Here is a 19,893-nt window from a genome sequence, read left to right on the forward strand (position 1 = left end):
TAATCGTTACCTTCAAGCCCGTCTTTTCTCTGCGAAGGGTACGATTCCTACCTAATCGTTACCTTCAAGCCCATCTTTTCCCTGCGAAGGGCACGATTCCCGGCTAATCGTGACGGTCGGACCGTGAAACAGGCCGCCAGGGGCACGCAAAAAATCGGCGCCACACAAAAAAGCCTCTCCCCCAGTCGGAGGAGAGGCTTATGGCGTTCAGTTGTTGCTTGTAGCCATGCGTCCTGTAAGATTCAGCGTTTCCGTCGTGTATTCCTGGATTTCCTGAATAAGCTGGCGATCATCCGCGAGAGTCACCCCGTACGATGGTACCATTTCTTTAATTTTAGGTTCCCATTCGTCCATGTAGTCCGGGAAGCACTCCTTCATCAGATCGAACATGATTGACACGGCTGTCGATGCTCCCGGGGATGCCCCGAGAAGAGCTGCGATGGAGCCGTTCGCTCCTGTGACGAGTTCCGTTCCGAACTGCAGTGTCCCCCGCCCTTCTTCTTCCGTATCTTTCAGCACCTGTACGCGCTGACCGGCCGTAACGAGATTCCAGTCTTCGCCGACGGCTTCCGGTACGAATTCACGGAGAGCTTCGACGCGCTCTTCCTTCGAAAGCATCAGCTGCTCAATAAGATACTTCGTAAGCGGCACGTTTTTCACTCCTGCTGCCATCATCGTAAACAGGTTGTCCCGTTTCACGGAAGTCAGGAGGTCCATAAGAGAGCCTGTCTTCTGGAATTTCGGCGAAAAGCCTGCGAACGGTCCGAACAGAAGGGTCTCTTTTCCATCGATGAAGCGGGTATCCAGGTGCGGCACGGACATCGGAGGAGCTCCGACCGGTGCTTTGCTGTATACTTTTCCGCGGTGCTGCTCCACGACTTCCGGTTTATCACAGAAAAGGAACTGTCCGCTTACCGGGAAGCCGCCGAACCCTTGTCCTTCCGGAATGCCGGATTTCTGAAGGAGGTGGAGACTTCCGCCACCGCCTCCGACAAATACGAAAGGCGCCTGATGGTGTTCGATCCTTCCTTCTTTTTCGTTACGGACACGCACTTCCCAATCTCCGTTATCCAGCTGCTTCAAATCGGAAACTTCCTGGTTGTAACGGACATCCACGTTTCCGGTAGTCGCCTGTTCAAACAGAAGACGGGTGAGCACACCGAAATTGACGTCCGTGCCGGAGTCGATTTTCGTAGCGGCGATCGCTTCGCCTTCCGGACGGTTGTTCATCATAAGCGGAAGCCAGTTCTTCAATGTTTCAAGGTCTTCCGCATACTTCATCCCTTCAAAAAGTGGATGCGCTATCATTTTCTCGTAACGTTTTCTTAAGAAATCCACGTGATCCTCACCGTGTACGAAGCTGATGTGCGGAACCGGCTGGATGAATTCCTGCGGATCCCTGATGAGGTCCTGCTTTACGAGAAACGACCAGAACTGTTTGGATACTTCGAATTTCTCGTTGATACTTACGGCTTTGCTGATGTCGATGGAGCCGTCCTCTTTTTCTTTCGTGTAGTTCAGCTCACACAGAGCCGCGTGTCCCGTTCCCGCGTTGTTCCACACGTTCGAGCTTTCTCTGCCCGGTTCATCGAGCCGTTCGAATACTTTAATGTTCCACTCAGGAGCCAGTTCCTTCAAAAGCGTTGCCAACGTGGCACTCATAATCCCGGCACCAATCAAAATGACTTCTTTTTGTGTACGTTGATTACTCATATATCCGATCCTTCTCCCTATGTATTGAAGAAAAGATGCATCGTTGCAGGCTAGGCTTCACTGAATGTACATCTTTTCCAGTATATTTTATTCCATAAACAGTTTACCACTATTGGCATCAAAATTAAATATACAACCCTCGAACCTTCCTATTTATTAAAGAACACCGATAGTGTTAAGCAGAATGACGACGGCTACGGAAATAATAGGGATAAGGATGGCTACGACAAAAATATCACGGTAGCTGTCTTTATGAGTCATTCCTGTAATAGCGAAAAGGGTAAGGACCGCTCCGTTATGCGGAAGTGCGTCCAGTCCGCCGGAGGAAAGGGAGGCCACCCGGTGGAAAGCTTCCGGACTTATGCCCGTATCGAGAGCTATCTGATAGTATTTGGAACCGAGTGCTTCAAGAGCGATCCCCATTCCCCCGGAAGCAGATCCCGTCGCTCCCGCAAGAACGTTGACTGCAACCGCCTCTGATATGAGCGGGTTGCCTTTGACACCCATGAGCATTTCCGTCAGGCGCTCAAACCCAGGGACTTCCCGGACGACGGTACCGAACCCGACGGCCGCACTCGTATTGATGATCGCAAGTACCGAGCCGCTCGCCCCTTTGTTCATCGCACCGATGAATTTCGCGTACTTCGTAACGTTCAAAAGCATGATCAGAACGATTCCTGAAATAAGGGCGGTGACGATATCCCACTGCAGCAGATTCAGCGTTAGAAGGACGGTCAAAAGCGGCAGTATCGAAAGGACGAACATCGGCGTTTTTTCATCTTCCCCCACGTTCTCTTTTTCCTCCGGTTCAAAGAAGGTCTCCCCCTTCTCCCTCAATTTCTGTTCCCGGTGGCGAAGGTAAAGGTAACCGCCGACCGCCATAATAATTCCGGCGATGATTCCCATTACAGGTGCAGCCATCGCATCCGTTTCAAAATACTCCATCGGAATCAGGTTCTGGATCTGCGGCGACCCCGGCAGTGCCGTCATCGTGAAGGTGAAAGCCCCGAGCGCCACGGTAGCCGGTATAAGCTTACGGCTGATATTCGCTTCCCGGAATAAAGACAGGGCCAAAGGATAAACGGCGAATACGACGACAAAGAGGCTTACACCCCCATACGTCAGCACGGCTGCAGATACGAGCACTCCGAGGATAGCACGGTTCGTTCCGATAACCCTCGTAAAAGCGACCGCAACGGAACGCGCCATTCCCGTGTCCTCCATCAGCTTCCCGAAGATGGCCCCGAGCATGAAAACGGGGAACCATGATTTCGCAAAGTCTACGAACCCTCCCATATACGTATCTTTATAGGCGTCGAGCAGATCGAGCCCGCCCGTAAGCGCCACGACTCCGGCAGCAATCGGCGCCACCCAGATAATCGACCATCCGATATAGGCGAGAACCATTAATACGACGAGTCCAAGAAAAATTCCAAACATGCGATTACTCCTCCTTTAGTTTACATTCCGTATTTACTGAGCCGTGTACCCGCCATCGATGACAACCGCCTGACCTGTCACCCCGCGGGCTTTATCACCGGCCAGAAACAGGGCGTAATCCGCCACTTCCTGTACGGAAAGCAGGCGTTTCTGGGGAACGAGCGGATAAATGACGTCTTCCAGAACGTTTTCGAGAGACGTGTTTCTGTTCTCTGCCAGGTCTTCAAGCTGATTCCGGACGAGCGGCGTATCCACATAGCCCGGGCAAAGAGCATTCACCGTAATGCCGTGCTCTGCACCTTCGAGCGACGTCACTTTCGTCAGGCCGATCACCCCGTGTTTGGAGCTGTTGTAGGCGGCCTTGCCGGCAAATCCGACGAGCCCGTTAATGGAGGACATATTCAGGATCCGGCCGCTCCCCTGCTTTTTCATTACCGGAAATACGTGCTTCGTTGCCATGAACGGAGCCACCAGCATCACCCGGTTGATCAGTTCAAATTTTTCTGTCGGAAAATCCTCGACGGACGCCACGTGCTGTAGTCCTGCATTATTGATCAGGACGTCGAGCCGGCCGTACGTATCCACTACGTAGTCGATCGCCTGCTGGATTTCTTCTTCTTTCGTTACGTCACAGACGACCCCTTCGCTTTCATACCCTGAATCTCTCAAGGTTCCCGCCGCATCCTTCACCTTCGCTTCGTCTATATCACTGAGCACGACTTTGGCTCCCTCTTTCGCAAAAGCCGCCCCCACTTCATAACCGATACCGCTTGCTGCTCCTGTAATAAATACGATCTGTCCTTTCATTTCGTCTCCTCCTTTTTAATAACCCGCTTCTTTCAGTGATCCGCTCACTTCGAGTGGTGCTTCCGTGCTGTCTATAACCTCCTGGACGGTAAATCCTTCCGCCACTTCCCGGAGTAGGAGACCTGCGTCCGTTACGTCGATGACAGCCCGGTCCGTTATAATACGGTCCACGACTCCCTTCCCGGTAAGCGGGAGCGTGCATTCCTTCAGTATTTTCGGAGTCCCGTGTTTGCTGACGTGGTCCATAATGATGACGATCTTTTTCGCCCCGTGCACGATATCCATCGCGCCGCCCATGCCTTTGATCACTTTGCCGGGAATCATCCAGTTGGCCAGATCTCCGTTCGCTGCCACTTCCATTCCGCCGAGAATTGCAAGATCCAGATGCTCCCCGCGAATCATCGCGAAGGATTCGGCGCTGCTGCAGTAGGAACCGCTGACAGATGCGGTCACCGTCTCCTTCCCAGCGTTGATCAGATCCGGGTCCACTTCCGATTCATAAGGCGACGGACCGATTCCGAGCAGCCCGTTTTCCGACTGCAGCACCACTTCTTTCCCGGGCTGTATATAATTTGCCACCATCGTCGGCATACCGATACCGAGGTTTACGTAGAAACCGCTTTCAATTTCGCGTTCGGCTCTTCTTGCTATTTTTTCTCTCTGGACTGCTTTGTCCTGTTTTACAGTGCTCATTTCGACTCCTCCTTCGTTATGCTTCCTGACGCACGGTCAGACGTTCAATTCTTTTCTCCTGCTGTCCTTCGATAAGACCCTGGACGTAGATTCCCGGCGTATGGATGTGATCGCCGTCCAGTTCTCCGGGATCCACGAGTTCTTCGACTTCGGCAATCGTCACTTTCCCGGCTGCCGCTATTTCCGGATTGAAGTTGCGGGCGGTTTTGTTGTAGACGAGATTCCCGAAACGGTCCGCGCGCGCTGCCCGGACCAGACTCACATCAGCCGTGAGCGCTTCCTCCAGCACGTATTCTCTGCCGTCGAATTCCCGGATCTCTTTTCCTTCGGCAATCGGTGTTCCGACTCCGGCGGGTGTATAAAAAGCGGGAATCCCTGCACCTCCGGCCCGGATTTTTTCTGCCAGTGACCCCTGCGGCGTAAGCTCGACTTCCAGCTCCCCCGCAAGAACCTGCCGTTCAAACTCCTTGTTTTCCCCGACGTATGACCCGATCATCTTATCAATCTGCTTATTCTCAAGCAGAAGGCCGAGTCCCCAGTCGTCCACTCCGCAGTTGTTGGAGATGACCGTCAGATGTTTCGCTCCGGATTCGACGATGCCGAGTATGAGATTCTCCGGTATCCCGACGAGCCCGAACCCTCCTACCATCACAGTGGAATGATCCCTTATTTCCTTAACCGCTTCCTGAAACGTTGTATATATCTTTTTCATATGTTCCACTCCCTTCTCCCTTACTTATGCAAGAATCGTGCCAACTTTCCGGACGCCGGCAGACAGGGGTATCTTTTTCTCCTTTTCCGGATTTCCGGAAAAATTTCGGCACACCCTTATGAAAACCCTTACATCATAAATAAAAAACCATTCCGGATTTGCGGAATAGTTTCCGCTTTTCCGGAATGGCTGTTTTGTGAAGGTGTCACCTGCCAGTCATATACCGTATTTTTTCGCTTTATCATAAAGGCTCGTCTTTCCGATGCCGAGATGTGCAGCGGCCGCATTTTTGTCCCCCGAGGTCCTCGTGAGAGCCTGCTCGATCGTTTCTTTCTCCACTCGTTCCAGTATCGTTTTCAGGCTTTCCTCTTCGGTAACGGAAGCGGCTGTTATACTCCCGGGAAGGTCGGACACTTCGATGTAAGACCCGTCCGCCATATGCACCGCCGACTCGATCGTATTTTCAAGTTCACGTATGTTTCCGGGCCACGGATACCCCTCAAGCACCTGAATGGTCGCTTCGGAGAATCCCTCGACTTTCTTCCTCCTGCTGTCCCCGGTTTTACTGAGGATGTATTTGGCAAGCAGACGGATATCTTCCGGCCGTTCGCGCAAGGGAGGGATATCGACAGACACGACGTTGATCCGGTAGTACAGGTCTTCCCGAAACTCCTGGCGGCTGATCAGTTCCTCAAGCGCCTGATTCGTAGCTGCCACGACGCGTACGTCCACCAGTTCGGATGTCTCCGAGCCGAGCGGCTCCACTTCCCCTTCCTGCAGGGCACGTAATATTTTCACCTGGGCGTGCAGCGGCATGTCCCCGACTTCATCGAGAAAAAGCGTCCCGCCGTCGGCAAGCTGGAACTTACCGGCTTTCCCGCCTTTTTTCGCCCCGGTGAACGCTCCTTCCTCATAGCCGAACAGCTCCGCTTCAAACAGCTGCTCGGGGATTGCTGCACAGTTCACTTTGATAAAGGGTTCCCCGTTCCGCTCACTTAAATTGTGGAGACTGTGAGCGAACAGTTCCTTCCCGGTCCCACTTTCCCCTCGCAACAGCACAGATGCATCCCCTGTCGCCATCTTTCTTACCGTGTCTTTCACTTCCATCATTTTCGGGGAATGGGAGACGATGTTATGAAGGGAGTAGGAGGCGCCGGTGTTCTTTTTGAAATTTTCCCGGTAGGACTCAAGCTCCATCAGCAGTTCTTTGACATTCGTGTTCATCACTTTCCACTCATCCGTATCACGGAACAGCACCATACCAAACGCCCCTGTAAGCTCTCCGTCTTCAAAGACAGGAATGCGGTTGGCGATCATGTAGTCCCCGCGTATGTACTGAAGATCCGCCACCTCTTCCCGGCCCGTTTCCACTACGATATGCATACGCGTGTTTTCGATGACTTCCGTAACGTGTCGTCCTTCGGCTTTTTTCCGGTCCACACCGATAAAATCAGCATACCCGCTGTTTATATAAGTGATGACCCCTTCTTTATCGACTACGACGATGCAATGTTCCGTACTCCCGAATAACGTCTCGAACATATATTTATTCCGTTTCTCAAATAAAGACATCACTGAACTCCTTTTAGGATAGTTGTTGTCAAAAAGTTTACCACGTCCTGTCTGTGGTGACTACATTGCCCCGGGTGCCGGACATAAAAATACCTGCCCGGAGAGACCCCGGACAGGTACGCTGCCTGAATTTATTATTCCACGGACGTTTCGGCCGCCCGTGAGACGATATGGTAGTTTTTATGGTTGACGCAGGTAAGGTAAGAGGAATTTTCCCGATCAGGAAGTTCTTCCATCACGCGTAAATCGACGATCACTGAATTTGCACATCCGGACGGAACGACTTTTCCCATCCACTGCTCTTTCTTGCGTGTAAATGTTACGATATCTCCGATTTGAGCTTGCACATTCTCTTCGACAGTAGACATTCGAACGACTCCCCTTTTAACATTTTCTCTCATTTTAGGTGGAAACGATTTCAAAATCAAGGGGGATTGTGCAAAAGGTTGCACTTCTGCGTGTGTAATATAAACAAAAACCGGACACCACGGGGGTCCGATTCATTGCAAAAATTCATTAAGAGAGGCTTCCAGTTGCTGTGTATCCCTGATGCCCCGCTCGTAGAGGGTGGTCAATTTCCCTTTGTTGCGCTCGACCCGGCCGACCCCCGGAGCATGAGAGGGGGAAATGACGAATACATTCCCTTTCCGCTCTTCTTCTCTTATGTAGTCCAGTGTTTCGTTATAAACAATGTGCCGTTTCTCCATCGCCCGCAGCAGCCCGGGGTATTCCCGGTACTTCCGCTTCATGTACCAGCCGACCGACTGCGGCTTTTTGTAATAATCGCGCACCTGGGTCAGCACAACTACGTTCTTTCTGTTCCCCCGGCTGATGGATCTCATAAGAGGGATGGGGTCGGCAATCCCGCCATCCATCAGCATACGGTTGTTAAACGGGACGGGAGGGGCCACCATCGGCAGAGAACTCGAAGCCCGCATGAGCGTCAGCATATGTTCATTGTAGTTTTCCTTATCGAAAAATACCGCTTCCCCGGTAACGCAGTCCGTCGTACCGATTTCGAACTCTTCTTTCGCCTGAGCAAATGTATGATAATCAAAAGGTTCCAGTCGGTTCGGCAGCGTATCAAAAAGAAAGTCCATACCGAACAGCTGTCGTTTCCTGAGAAGATTGCGCAGCGACAGATAGTCGGGATGCTTTACGTAATCGATGAGCACTGCCCGGTTGCGGTCCAGCTGCCGTGCGACATAGGAAGAGCCGTTGCAGGCTCCGGCAGACACTCCGTTGACGTAAGGGAGATAAATTCCCGCTTTCATCAGGCGATTGAGAACCCCGGCTGTGTATATACCGCGGCTCCCTCCTCCTTCCAGAACTAATCCGGTCTGTTCCATAAAATTCCTCCTGTTGCTTCCATTCTACCTTTTTCTATGCAGGTACTTCAACTTTTCACCGGAGAAGGGCGGCCCGTAAAACTGAGCTGATCCCGGCCGTTACGTTTCGACTCATACATCGCCTGGTCCGCACAATGGTAGACGGCGTCGAACTCCTCCCCGGAGGTGAAGGCGTGTATCCCTGCACTAACGGTGATCTCTTCCCTGATCCGGCCGTTCTTATCCTTGTTCAGCCTTTTCAGATGTTCGCAGAACCGGGTGATCCTCGTCTCCACTTCCTCCGGCTTCCCCTGCAGCAGAATCCCGAACTCTTCCCCTCCGAAGCGTGAAACGACTTCCCCTTCTTTCCCGAAATGTTCCCCGAGCAGTTCCGACATAGCACGCAGCACTTCATCCCCTGCCACGTGCCCGTAGGTATCGTTGAAGTTTTTGAAGTAATCGATATCCATAAGAACGAACACCCTGTCTTCTACCGCCCCTGCTTTTTCATACTCGCTCAGAAAAGCTTTTCTGTTTTTGAGCCCGGTGAGCGAATCGAGAGAAGCCAAATGCTCGAGTTCCCGTTCCACCACTTTCTGATCTGTTACCTCCTTGGCGACGACGAGCCAGATCGGCTGACGTTTCTCCTTCAGTTTCGTTACCGCTATATCGTAAAAACGTTCTCCGGCTTCCACCGAAAACTCTGTGTCTCCACTTTTCTCCATGGATTTCTCCAGTCCTTCCACCCCATTGAACACCGTAACGGCTCTCTGATGAAGAAGATCTTTCGGACAGACGTCCTTTTTATGAATGTGGGAAGCCATATCACAAATCGCCCGGTTCGCTTCTATGATGCAGCCGCGGGCGTCGATGAGTAAAATGCCTTCCGACAGATTTTCAAGTACCAGCTGCCGTGACACCGGCCATACCGTATTGAAGTCCCGGCTCCGGTTCGCTATGATCAGCAAAAGCGCCATGGAACCGTATGACAAAGCGAACATCCCCGGCACTTTCACTTCAAGCAGCGACAGAACCGTAATGGATACTATCGGGAGGATTACGGCCACCGCGGAGAGTCCGAAAGTGGACCGGTAGTGTTTCGGGACATCGAACATATTACGCACCAGTAAAAAAACGGTAAGTAAAGAAACGGCGTAGGAGTATGAGCTGAATACGGAGTTCACAGAAGTACTTGTAATGGAAAGCTCCGTGTAGTTCCACACCGTTTCGACCGTAACACTCTCCCGCATCCATCCGTGCCACTTATCCGTAAAAGCGAGGGTGACATCGAGAATAGACGGCAAAGCCAGTAACCCTGTGAGCCTTAGTGTGGTCTTTGCATCTTCCCTGTGCAGTTCTTTCGCATAGCCGAACAGAAGAATCGGAGCAAAAACTATGGAAATCTGCTGGAAATTTCTAAGGACTATCATAGCGTTTCTGTTTTCGATTTGTAGTTCAAATATAGTAATAATGATAAAGAGTGAACTTAAAGCTGCCGCCCCCGCCAAAAAATCACGAAGCAGTTTCCGGGGAGATTTCAGCAACGCAACAGCCACGAACGACGCACCGATAGCCAGAATCATCAGCAGAAAGATATAGGGGTCGATCCAGTTCATCTTTGCTTCCTCCGTTCTTAATGGTTCTTTTGTATCATATTACCATAGATAACCGAATAATTTGAATTTGAAACAAAAAAATATCACAATATTTTCCGGTTCTACATTTTTTTGCAGTGAGCATACAAAAAAAGAGCGGCCGGGGGCCACTCTCATTTCATATACCTTTCTTCCAGTAAGTAACGGAGCGTGTCGATCTGTGACTGAATTTCCGTGCCGATATTCGTTTCTCTCACAAGCTTCCGCTCCATTTCCTTATCTACGAGACGACGTACGGAAAGAACGTCGATGCCGTCTTTCAGCACTTCTTCCCGGGAACTGAATTTCTGATGGGCCACCAGCTGCATGCCGAACGAGTTGAAGAGCAGCGTGTAACCGGCGATTCCCGTCGTGGACTGATAGGCTTTAGAGAAGCCGCCGTCGATGACGACCATCTTCCCGCCGGCTTTCACCGGGTTCTCTCCTTCGATTTCCTTCACCGGCGTGTGCCCGTTGATGATATGACCCTGATCCGGGTCCAGATCGAAATCCTCCAGCATCTTCCGGCACACTTCCTCGTTTTCACGCAGGTAGTAGTAAGGATTCTTTTCCTCTTTGTGCGTCGCCTTATCGCTGATGAAGTACCGTTCAAACGTCGTCATTTCCCGTTTACCGAACAGCGACGAATACTCGCCCGTCCACAGATACCACACCATATCCGTAGCCAGATCATCCGTCTCTTCGGGATGAGCGAAGCTGTACCGGAGCTTCTCTTCGAACAGATCGAGAAGATCACGGCCTCCGTACGTCTGCCCTTCGATCGTCATCGTTTCCATATTGCCGTCCTCATCAAGCGGAATACAGCCATGAATAAGCAGATTCCCGTTGTACTTCAGGTACAGGTTCCCTTTTTTCATAAGAAACTTCATGTGCCGCGTCAGCTTCTCCGAATGCTGGATGGAGAAGAGAAGCTTATCAATCACCTGCTGCTCTTCTTCGAGAAGCCGGGCCGGGTCCTCCGGGTCGATCGTCTGGAAACACGGATTCTCAAGCGGGTACGTTTTCCCTTTCAGGTATATCTCCTCCCGCTCATAATCGATTTTATCAAGGAGAAGTCTCCCGTCCATGTTGAAGCAGTCGCGGCGTTTGATGATCGGACTCTCCAACTTAAATTGAATCATGGCAATCGCCTGATGGATTTTGGCGATCTGCAGCTGCTCCTGTTCCGTCAGCCGCTCATCTCCCTGAAGTTTCGGGCGGAATGCCGGGTTGTCCCCGTAATACTTCTCGGCAAGACTGAGCAGCGGACGCAGATTGATTCCGTAGGCATCCTCAATAATATCCAGATTCGCATAGCGGGCACAGATCCTCAATATGTTGGCGAGACAGACTTTGGACCCTGCGTAGGCGCCTATCCATAATACGTCGTGGTTCCCCCACTGGATATCGAGGGAATGATAGTCGATGAGGGTATCCATAATTTTGTCCGGCTCCGGTCCCCGGTCGTAAATATCTCCGACGACGTGCAGATGGTCGACGACGAGACGCTGGATCGTGTACGCCAGTCCGGCGATCAGTTTATCGGACTGACGCAGCGTAATGATCTGCTCCATGATGCTTGAGTAATAGTCGGTTTTATTCGTGTACCGGTCCGTTTTGTAAAGCAGTTCTTCAATGAGAAAAACGAACTGCGACGGCAGAGCTTTCCTCAGTTTGGTGCGCGTATACTTGGAAGAAGCGTAAGGAATCAGCTCAAGCATCCGTACGATGATCGTCTTGTACCACTCGTTCAGCTCTTCATCACTCGTGAAGGTCCCTTTAATCAGCTTCAGTTTCTCCTCCGGATAGTAAATGAGCGTTGCGAGCTCGCTGATTTCCTGCTCGCTCAATTCGTCTTTGAAAATATCCCGGATTTTCTCTTTCACTTTTCCGGAACCGTTCCGGAGGACGTGCTGGAAGGCCTGGTACTCCCCGTGCAGATCGCTCACAAAGTGTTCCGTCCCTTTCGGCAGATTGAGAATCGCTTCCAGATTGATGATTTCCGTAACAACTTCCTCTTCACTGCCGTATTTCTCCGCCAGTAAATCCAGGTATTTTTTACTCACCTGATCACGCTCCTATGTATGTATATTATTTCAATTAGTATAACATAGTGTATATTATGATGACATATTGTGACGGGTGAAAATTGTCCCTATTTTCGCTGCATCCTTTCAATTTCCTTTTAAAGGAAAGCGGATACATGGTAAAGTTAAAAGAGCTTGTACCATACATAAGGGAGTTTTTCATAATGAAGAAAGTTCTCCGGATCGCCAGTGCGTTCATCGGAATCATCGTCGGGGCAGGATTTGCTTCCGGCCAGGAGATTTTGCAGTATTTCACCAGTTACGGGTACGCAGGAACGATTGGTGCCATCATCGCCACCGCCATCTTCGCCTATATGGGCATGATGCTGACGAAACTGGGTACGAGAATGAAAGCCACTTCCCACAAAGAAGCCATCTACCGGGTGAGCGGGAAATGGCTCGGTCTCATCGTCGACTACGTCATCATCTTTACGTTATTCGGCGTCGGAGTGGTCATGATTGCCGGGGCCGGTTCCATACCGAGTCAGCAGTTCGGGCTTCCGAGTGTGCTCGGCACGATTCTGATGAGCGTGCTCGTCGTCGCCACCATTCTGATGAACGTGGAGAAAGTGGTGAACGTCATCGGAAGCATCACCCCTTTTCTCATTGCCACCGTCGTTCTTGTGGCCGTATACAGTATAGCTACGATGGACGGAGGGCTCAGCAGTCTTGATGCTACGGCAAAAGCGCAGGACTCGGTCGTTGAAAGTTCCTTCCTGTTTCTGCCGGGCTGGTTCATTTCCGCCCTGAATTACGTATCGTTCAACATCGCCGTAGGGGCATCGATGTCGCTCCTCATGGGTGGTAACGAGGATAACGAACGCACCTCATCCCTCGGAGGACTGCTCGGCGGGCTGTCTCTCGGTCTGATGATCGTCCTCAGCCACCTGGCCATCTTCTCCAAAGTGGACATTGTCGCAAACGTGGACATGCCGATGCTGAAGCTCGTCGACGATATTGCGCCGGGGCTCGGGGTCCTGTTTTCCATCGTACTGTTCGGTATGGTGTTCAACACGGCCATCAGCATGTTTTTCTCTTTGGCAGCGAGATTCACGACCGTCGGTACGAAGCAGCATAAGCAGTTCGTCTTCACTGTCGGCGCTGTGGCACTCGCTCTCAGCTTCGTCGGCTTCACCGACCTTGTAGCTATCTTCTATCCGCTGATCGGGTACATGGGGCTGTTTCTGATTGCCGCTCTCATTACCGCTCCATTCCGCTTAAGTAAAGAAAAAGCGGCAGCGGAAGAACACCGGTCCGCTTAAAAGAAACTCCCTGCGTGCGTAACCCGGAATGTAGGACCCGGGACGCGTGCAGGGAGTTTTTTTATGAGAAAGATTACTCGATAGACATTCACACTACCAGCCTGATCCGGTTGCCGGACGGGTCCTCCGTCACAACAGCTCCTTCTCTTTCCGTAACCGGAGCACCGAATTCCTTCAGGCGGCGGACGGTCTGATCCACTGTCCCTTTATCCGGAAGCACGATCGTAAATGACTCCAGCCCGGGAGTCTCCCGGGAAGCAGCAGGTATGCCGGTGCCGGCCCAAGTATTTAGGCCGATGTGGTGATGATAGCCGCCGTCCGCCAGAAACAGCGCCCGGTCTCCGAGACGGCTCACTGTAGCGAACCCGAGACCGTCCGTGTAAAAATTCTCGGCTTCCTGTAAATCAGAGACGTGCAGGTGGATATGACCGATTACTGTCTCTTCCGGCAGTTTCCGAAAGTTCTCCGCAGACTCACCGGAATTTCGAAGATCTTCGAAATCGAGCGGGTCCACGCCCATAATCACTCCGCCGTTATGCCATTCCCACTCGGACGGGCTACGGTCTGCGTAAATTTCCAAACCGTTGCCGTCCGGATCACTGATGTACAGCGACTCGCTTACGAGATGGTCGGCCGAGCCGACGGGTATGTTTTTATCGGCTAAATGGTCGAGTACTTCTGCGAGGGCGGCTCTTGAAGGTACGAGCAGAGCCAGATGATACAGTCCTGTCCGCTCCCGCTCTTTTCTCGCGGGCGTCCCGAGTTCCTCGAGAGACAGCAGTGCGTACTCACCGTCCGCCGTCAGCTCGACTCTGTCCGCTTCCCGCTCAAGTACGCTGAGTCCGAGATACTCTTTATAAAACTGCAGCGACGTGTTGAGATCCGTTACTCTCAGCACGACGTCTTTCACAAATCGTAACGGCTGCTGATGAAAATTCATTATCCCCTCTCTCCTTCTTTTGATACTTCATATGTTCCTGCTTGTCATTTTACCTCCTCGCTCTTCTTTTAAACGCTGTTTGAAAGCCTGACAAAAAAAGAAGAAGCAGACAGGAGTATCCTGTCACACTTCTTCCTTTACTCTGATTCCTCTTCCTGTTTCATCGCTTCTTTCACCCTGTCCTTCGGGTCCCAGCAGTTGAACTGATAGGTCGGTTTCGTGTCGAACCCGAGCCTCTCGCAGTAAATGCGCCGGTCTCCGTTGTCCTGTACGTCGATACGGAAATGTTTGCACGTAGCACAGCAGTGATAGCGTTCAATCATCTAAATACCCCCATTCCGTGAGCGGGTCTTTTCCTTCCGGGTATGGAGGGTAGACGGACGGATGCAGGATGTGAGCGACTTTCACGAGCCCCGCCAAAAGCCGCGGAGACGGTCTGCAGAACAGCGGCTCCTCCAGAACGTGCAGCTCTTCATCCCTGATTGCCCGCATCTCCTCCGACTTCTCCCGGCTGTGAATGACTTTCGTATTTACTTTTTCCTGGCGGACACCGACCCAGACGACACACATCACATCAGGGTCCCTCGTCCTCACGTCTTCCCAGTCCGTCTGTACACTCGCCTCTTCCCGGTCGCGGAACACGTTGACAGCACCGGCCAGGTCACTGATTTCCGTTAACCAGTTGGCGGCACCCGGAGTGAAGATCGGCTTCGGCCACCATTCCCAGTACACTGTTTTCTGCTCCTCCACCTGTTCAGCAAGCTTTTTGTAATGCTGGAGGATAGACTGATACGTTGCGTGCAGCCGCTCGGCCTTTCCCTTCGTTCCTGTCGCCTCTCCGACGAACAGCAGACAGTCTCCGACTTCCGTCAGCGTTGTCGGGTTCGGCACGATGACGTAGGGAATGCCTCTCTCCTCCAGCCCTTCGATATTCTTCTCCATGCCGGGCACGGTCAGCGAAGCGAGCACCATATCCGGCTCCAGCTCCTCCACGAGATCCATGTCGATGCTTAAGTCAGGGCCCAGTCTTGGCAGCTGTGCGATCGTTTCCGGCCAGTCGGAATAGTCATCCACTCCGACAAGTGACTCCTCCAGACCGAGATACACCGCAAGCTCGGTGTTACTCGGACAGATTGATATCAGTTTCATAATCTTCCACCTTCCCTTTCCCGTACGCTGTACATTTTTCCACCCATTTTTCTGCCACCTCAGGACGGGAACCGAAATGGAAATGCGGGAAACCGGCTACTGCGTTATGAATCAGATAACCGGCGTCGCCCGCCCCGCCCGTATCTTCCGTATGATAGGCAGCAGGCACCTGTTCTTCTTCCGGGTGAAAGACGGCATAGTGGAACTCATGACCTCTGACGACGAGATCTTCCAGCAGAAAATTGCCGTTTCTGCCGCGTACTTCCCTGTACCCGATCGCAGCCAGATTTTCCTGCATGCGGATTCTTCCGGGGATCACTCCCGTCATTGGATGGATCTTTCCATCCGTCGTTTCGATCGAATCCGTCAGATACATGAAACCGCCGCATTCTGCAAGCGTCGGTAACCCTCCCTGCACCGCTTCGCGAACGGAAGCCGACGCTTCTTTCTGTGCAGCCAGGCGTGATGCGAATTCTTCCGGAAAGCCGCCCCCGAGATACAGACCATCCGCCTCATACGGCACCCTGTCTCCTCGGAGCGGAGAGAACTCGATCAATTCTGCTCCGTACGCCTCCAGAATCTCCGAATTTTCCGGATAGTAGAAGTTAAACGCCGCATCTTTCGCCACGGCGATCCGGACCCGTGTATCCCGCTTCTCCTCGAACATGGAGGGCTCTCCCCCGGTTTCGACCGGTTCTGTTCCGGACAGTTCCAGCAGCCGGTCCACGTCCACCGTCTCGAGTATCAGGTCTCCCAGTCTGTCAAAGAAGGTATCGAGCTCTCCCCGTTCAATCGCCGGAATAAGGCCAAGATGACGCTCCGGCATCTGGATGCCGGGTTCCTGTTTCAAATAGCCGATTACGGGAATGCCGCACTCCTGTTCAATCGCCGTTTTCACTAACCGGTAGTGACCGTCACTGCCCACTTCGTTTACAATGACGCCAGCGATTGCCGTCTGCTCATCGAAAAGCTGAAAGCCCTTCACGACAGCGGCTGCACTGCGGGCCATGTTCACGCAGTTCACGACAAGGATGACCGGACTTTTCGTCATCGCGCTTATCTCAGCCGCACTCCCGCGGTTGGAATCCGGACTCTTGCCGTCGAACAGTCCCATCATGCCTTCGATGACAGAAATATCGGCGCCCCGCTTTCCGTTTATAAATACGTCAGTCATCTGTGAAGGCGTCAGCATCCAGCTGTCCAGATTCCGGGAAGGGCGTCCCGTCACCGCCGTATGAAAGGTCGGATCTATGTAATCCGGGCCGCATTTGAATCCCTGTACCTTTTGCCCCCGTTTCTTCAGAGCCGCCATCAGTCCGAGCGTAATTGTCGTTTTACCTGTTCCGCTTCCGGTACCGGCAATAACTATTTTCCGTTCCTTCATTTCTTCCCTCCTCCTTTCCCGAGCGGTTATACAAATAAGCTCACTCTATATTGAAAGCGCTTAATTAAAAATTTATTTCATTTCCGTTTTTCATTTCCCAATAAAAGTATAGTACAGTAGTTCTATTTTGTGAAATTTCAGTAAACGTCTTGTGTCTTCTTAATTTCAGGAAGAAGTAAAGAGTATCCCTGCCGCTTATTCCCCTCAAGCGAGCTTTACAGAACATTTACCCGGGGTTAATAAGGTAATAACATTCATACTTTACAATAGAACTTGCAGAGAAGGTGGTCATTCTCTTTTTCTGACAACCATCGATCCGTGAGGGGGAGAAAGTATGAAATCGAAATTATTGTTTCTCGCAACAGCAATTCTGTTTTTGATTGTTTTGGCAGCATGTGGAAATACAGAAGAGAGTAAAGGCACAGAGGAGGACAGTCAAAACGTGAATGCAGAGAGTGATGGTCCGGAAGTCGTGGTAGACGGGTCGTCTACTGTGTTCCCCATAATGGAAGCGGTGGCAGAAGAATATCAGAAAGAAAACCCGGACGCCCGCGTAAACATCGGCACCTCCGGAAGTGGTGGCGGCTTTGAAAAATTCGCAGCCGGTGAGACACACATATCCAATGCCTCACGTCCGATCAAGGACGAAGAGAAAGCATCTCTTGAAGAAGCAGGAATCGACTACACGGAATTCGAAATAGCTCTTGATGGCCTATCCATCGTCGTCAACAAAGAAAACGACTGGGTCGATGAACTGACAGTCAAGGAATTGAATAAAATGTGGTCCTCCTACGGGGACGTAACCACGTGGGCGGATGTCAGAGAAGGATGGCCGGAAGAAGAAATTCAATTTTACAGCCCCGGAGCAGATTCAGGTACATTCGATTATTTCAGCGAAGTAGTCCTCGGAGAAGAAGGTGAAATTCGTCAGGATGCCTCATTATCCGAGGATGACAACGTACTGGTCCAGGGGGTGACGGGCTCTAAAAACGGCATCGGTTACTTCGGATATGCCTACTATGCTGAAAATAAGGAACAATTGAAGGCCGTGCCGATTGTTAATGACAGCGGAGAAGCAGTGGCACCTGATCAGGAAACGGTCCAGTCCGGTGAATACAATCCTTTCTCAAGACCGCTCTTCGTATACGTGAAGCATTCGGCACTTGAGAATGAAGCGGTATATGATTTCACGAAATACGCCCTGAAGAATGCCGGTGCGATGTCGGAGTCGGTCGGTTATGTCGGAAAGCCTGACAGCGCCTACAAAGAAGCGTTGCAGGAACTCGATAGCATTGCAGGGAAGTAACACGTGCATACCAGGCCTCCACTATGTAAAAGGGGAGTAAAGTCATGACAGTAAACATTAAAAGGATGATAGATGAAAAGAAATCAAATCGGCGTTTCCTTTCTATTCTTGAGAAATCAGTACCGGCCTTCTTCCTGCTTTGTGCAAGCATCTCCGTGTTGACGACCATCGGCATTACTCTGACGCTGTTAGTAGAAACCGTTACATTCTTTAACCGTATCTCCATTATAGAGTTTCTGACCGAAACAGAATGGTGGCCCTTTGGCGAGAATGCCAGCTATGGCATTCTTCCCTTGATAACCGGGACTCTGTTAATAACAGCCATTGCAATGCTTGTAGCACTTCCCACAGGACTGGCATCGGCCATTTATTTAAGTGAATTTGCTCCAGGTAACGTACGGAAAGTTGTGAAACCGGTGCTCGAAGTTCTCGCCGGGATTCCTACAATTGTCTATGGATTCTTTGCTCTTACATTCGTAACACCGATGCTTCAGCTCTTTATCAAAGACTTACCTATCTTCAATGCTCTCAGTCCCGGTATTGTTGTAGGTATAATGATCATTCCCATGATCGCTTCCCTGTCTGAGGATGCGATGAGCTCCGTGCCCGATTCCATGAGAGAGGGAGCTCTGGCTCTCGGTTCGACCAGACTGGAGGTCGCCCTTAAAGTCGTCGTCCCGGCAGCTCTTTCCGGAATCGTAGCATCCTTTTTGCTGGGAGTGTCCCGGGCCATCGGCGAGACGATGATTGTCTCCGTAGCTGCCGGCTCTACTCCGACACTGACGACAGACGTTACACAATCGATCCAGACGATGACCGGTTATATCGTTCAGGTGACATTAGGGGATGCTTCCTACGGCTCTACGACTTATTACAGTATATACGCTGTAGGAATGACCCTGTTCGTCTTCACCCTGCTCATGAATCTCCTGGCCCAATATATCTCCCGTCGCTTCAAGGAGGAGTACTGATATGAACCTGGTCGATAAACAGCTCGTTCAAAGAAGAAGAAAGAAACGGCTCTTCAGCAACCGGATCATGCGCCAGATTTTCTTTTCGGCTTCCGTCTTCGGAATCGTTGTCCTTGCCGTATTACTATACCGCATATTCCGGGAGGGGCTTCCGTATCTGGACATAGATTTTCTGACGAGCTTTGCTTCACGTTTCCCGGAAGAAGCCGGGATAAAAGCAGCAATTACAGGGTCTGTATGGCTGATGGTGGTTACGGCACCTGTCTCAGTCGTGCTCGGGGTCGGCACAGCTATCTATTTAGAAGAATATGCTAAAGAAAACATGTTTACCCGGTTCATACGAATGAATATATCCAACCTTGCAGGCGTACCGTCGGTGGTTTTCGGACTGCTCGGACTTACCGTATTCGTCCGATTGATGGAGATGGGAAGAAGCATCATAGCCGGGGGGTTCACCATGAGTCTGTTAATTCTTCCGATTATAGTGGTAGCCTCCCAGGAAGCGATCAGAGCCATTCCGAATAGTCAATACGAAGCCTCCTACGCCATGGGAGCCACTAAATGGCAGACCATACGCCGGGTAGTACTCCCGGCAGCCCTGCCCGGTATTTTGACAGGAGGAATTTTAGCTTTGTCCCGGGCCATTGGTGAGACGGCTCCCTTACTGATGATTGGCGCCCTATCGTTCATCGCTTATCTGCCAGAAAACATCTGGTCCGGTTTCACGGTACTGCCCATACAAATTTTCAATTGGACGGCAAGACCTCAGGAGGAATTCCATCTGGTCGCCTCGACAGGTATTATCATTCTCCTGTTTATCCTCCTGCTTATGAATTCTGTTGCTGTTCTGATCAGGCATAAATATTCGAAACGATACTGAATCCGGGAGGAATCT

General features: G+C 51.3%; 18 protein-coding genes. 4 read left to right on the top strand and 14 right to left on the bottom strand.

The features are described 5' to 3' along the window. Window positions 1-207 precede the first annotated feature (207 nt). The 10 genes from mqo to BLU03_RS12405 all read right to left on the bottom strand — a co-directional run bounded on the left by mqo (window position 208) and on the right by BLU03_RS12405 (window position 11,965). Complete coding sequence (gene mqo, locus BLU03_RS12360; RefSeq protein ID WP_176765474.1) at window positions 208-1,713, bottom strand: malate dehydrogenase (quinone); 1,506 nt, start codon at window positions 1,711-1,713, stop codon at window positions 208-210. A gap of 156 nt (window positions 1,714-1,869) precedes the next feature. Further along, window positions 1,870-3,153 (bottom strand): GntP family permease, encoded by a 1,284-nt coding sequence (locus tag BLU03_RS12365; protein WP_093108036.1) that lies wholly within the window; start codon window positions 3,151-3,153, stop codon window positions 1,870-1,872. Window positions 3,154-3,186: 33 nt separating this feature from the next. Next, on the bottom strand, window positions 3,187-3,960 hold the full coding sequence (locus BLU03_RS12370; protein WP_076572343.1) for a 3-hydroxybutyrate dehydrogenase: 774 nt from the start codon (window positions 3,958-3,960) through the stop codon (window positions 3,187-3,189). 15 nt (window positions 3,961-3,975) lie between these two features. Further along, window positions 3,976-4,653: a 3-oxoacid CoA-transferase subunit B gene (locus BLU03_RS12375; protein ID WP_093108038.1), complete on the bottom strand. Its 678-nt coding sequence runs from the start codon at window positions 4,651-4,653 to the stop codon at window positions 3,976-3,978. A gap of 16 nt (window positions 4,654-4,669) precedes the next feature. Beyond that, entirely contained in the window at window positions 4,670-5,365 is a 696-nt protein-coding gene (locus tag BLU03_RS12380; RefSeq protein WP_076572339.1) for a CoA transferase subunit A, read from the bottom strand. 216 nt (window positions 5,366-5,581) lie between these two features. After that, window positions 5,582-6,937, bottom strand: coding sequence for a sigma-54 interaction domain-containing protein (locus BLU03_RS12385; protein WP_093108040.1), 1,356 nt, complete (start codon window positions 6,935-6,937; stop codon window positions 5,582-5,584). Window positions 6,938-7,071: 134 nt separating this feature from the next. Then, window positions 7,072-7,305, bottom strand: coding sequence for a YkvS family protein (locus tag BLU03_RS12390; protein WP_093108042.1), 234 nt, complete (start codon window positions 7,303-7,305; stop codon window positions 7,072-7,074). Between the two features lie 132 nt (window positions 7,306-7,437). Then, window positions 7,438-8,286 (bottom strand): patatin-like phospholipase family protein, encoded by an 849-nt coding sequence (locus BLU03_RS12395; protein WP_076572335.1) that lies wholly within the window; start codon window positions 8,284-8,286, stop codon window positions 7,438-7,440. A 47-nt stretch (window positions 8,287-8,333) separates the two neighbouring features. Further along, a complete protein-coding gene (locus BLU03_RS12400) occupies window positions 8,334-9,881 on the bottom strand; it encodes a histidine kinase N-terminal 7TM domain-containing diguanylate cyclase (RefSeq protein WP_093108044.1) in 1,548 nt (515 codons plus the stop codon). Between the two features lie 152 nt (window positions 9,882-10,033). Continuing rightward, window positions 10,034-11,965, bottom strand: a complete 1,932-nt coding sequence (locus BLU03_RS12405) for a fructose-1,6-bisphosphatase (protein ID WP_093108046.1) — start codon at window positions 11,963-11,965, stop codon at window positions 10,034-10,036. 185 nt (window positions 11,966-12,150) lie between these two features. On the opposite strand from BLU03_RS12405, the gene BLU03_RS12410 reads away from it, so the two are divergent. Continuing rightward, window positions 12,151-13,248 carry a YkvI family membrane protein gene (locus BLU03_RS12410; protein WP_093108135.1) on the top strand — a complete coding sequence of 366 codons (1,098 nt, stop codon included), beginning with the start codon at window positions 12,151-12,153 and terminating at the stop codon, window positions 13,246-13,248. A gap of 88 nt (window positions 13,249-13,336) precedes the next feature. Here BLU03_RS12410 and BLU03_RS12415 read toward each other — a convergent pair whose 3' ends face one another. From BLU03_RS12415 to BLU03_RS12430, 4 genes are all read right to left on the bottom strand, one after another. Next, on the bottom strand, window positions 13,337-14,188 hold the full coding sequence (locus BLU03_RS12415) for a VOC family protein (protein ID WP_093108048.1): 852 nt from the start codon (window positions 14,186-14,188) through the stop codon (window positions 13,337-13,339). A 137-nt stretch (window positions 14,189-14,325) separates the two neighbouring features. Beyond that, window positions 14,326-14,511 (bottom strand): hypothetical protein, encoded by a 186-nt coding sequence (locus BLU03_RS12420; RefSeq protein ID WP_093108050.1) that lies wholly within the window; start codon window positions 14,509-14,511, stop codon window positions 14,326-14,328. Further along, on the bottom strand, window positions 14,504-15,337 hold the full coding sequence (locus tag BLU03_RS12425) for a cobalamin-binding protein (protein ID WP_093108052.1): 834 nt from the start codon (window positions 15,335-15,337) through the stop codon (window positions 14,504-14,506). Before BLU03_RS12425 ends, BLU03_RS12420 begins: the two co-directional genes overlap by 8 nt. Further along, on the bottom strand, window positions 15,309-16,721 hold the full coding sequence (locus BLU03_RS12430) for a cobyrinate a,c-diamide synthase (RefSeq protein WP_093108054.1): 1,413 nt from the start codon (window positions 16,719-16,721) through the stop codon (window positions 15,309-15,311). The genes BLU03_RS12425 and BLU03_RS12430 overlap by 29 nt, the downstream gene beginning before the upstream one ends. Before the next feature lie 334 nt (window positions 16,722-17,055). Between BLU03_RS12430 and BLU03_RS12435 the strand changes: the two genes are divergently transcribed. Genes BLU03_RS12435 through pstA form a run of 3 tightly spaced genes read left to right on the top strand, consistent with a single transcriptional unit; the run spans window position 17,056 to window position 19,878 of the window. After that, a complete protein-coding gene (locus BLU03_RS12435; protein ID WP_093108056.1) occupies window positions 17,056-18,027 on the top strand; it encodes a PstS family phosphate ABC transporter substrate-binding protein in 972 nt (323 codons plus the stop codon). Between the two features lie 44 nt (window positions 18,028-18,071). Then, window positions 18,072-18,998: a phosphate ABC transporter permease subunit PstC gene (gene pstC / locus BLU03_RS12440; protein WP_093108058.1), complete on the top strand. Its 927-nt coding sequence runs from the start codon at window positions 18,072-18,074 to the stop codon at window positions 18,996-18,998. A gap of 1 nt (window position 18,999) precedes the next feature. Further along, entirely contained in the window at window positions 19,000-19,878 is an 879-nt protein-coding gene (gene pstA / locus BLU03_RS12445; protein WP_093108060.1) for a phosphate ABC transporter permease PstA, read from the top strand. Window positions 19,879-19,893 lie beyond the last annotated feature (15 nt).

It is taken from the genome of Salimicrobium album (assembly GCF_900107115.1).
In the GTDB taxonomy this organism is placed as follows: domain Bacteria; phylum Bacillota; class Bacilli; order Bacillales; family Halobacillaceae; genus Salimicrobium; species Salimicrobium album.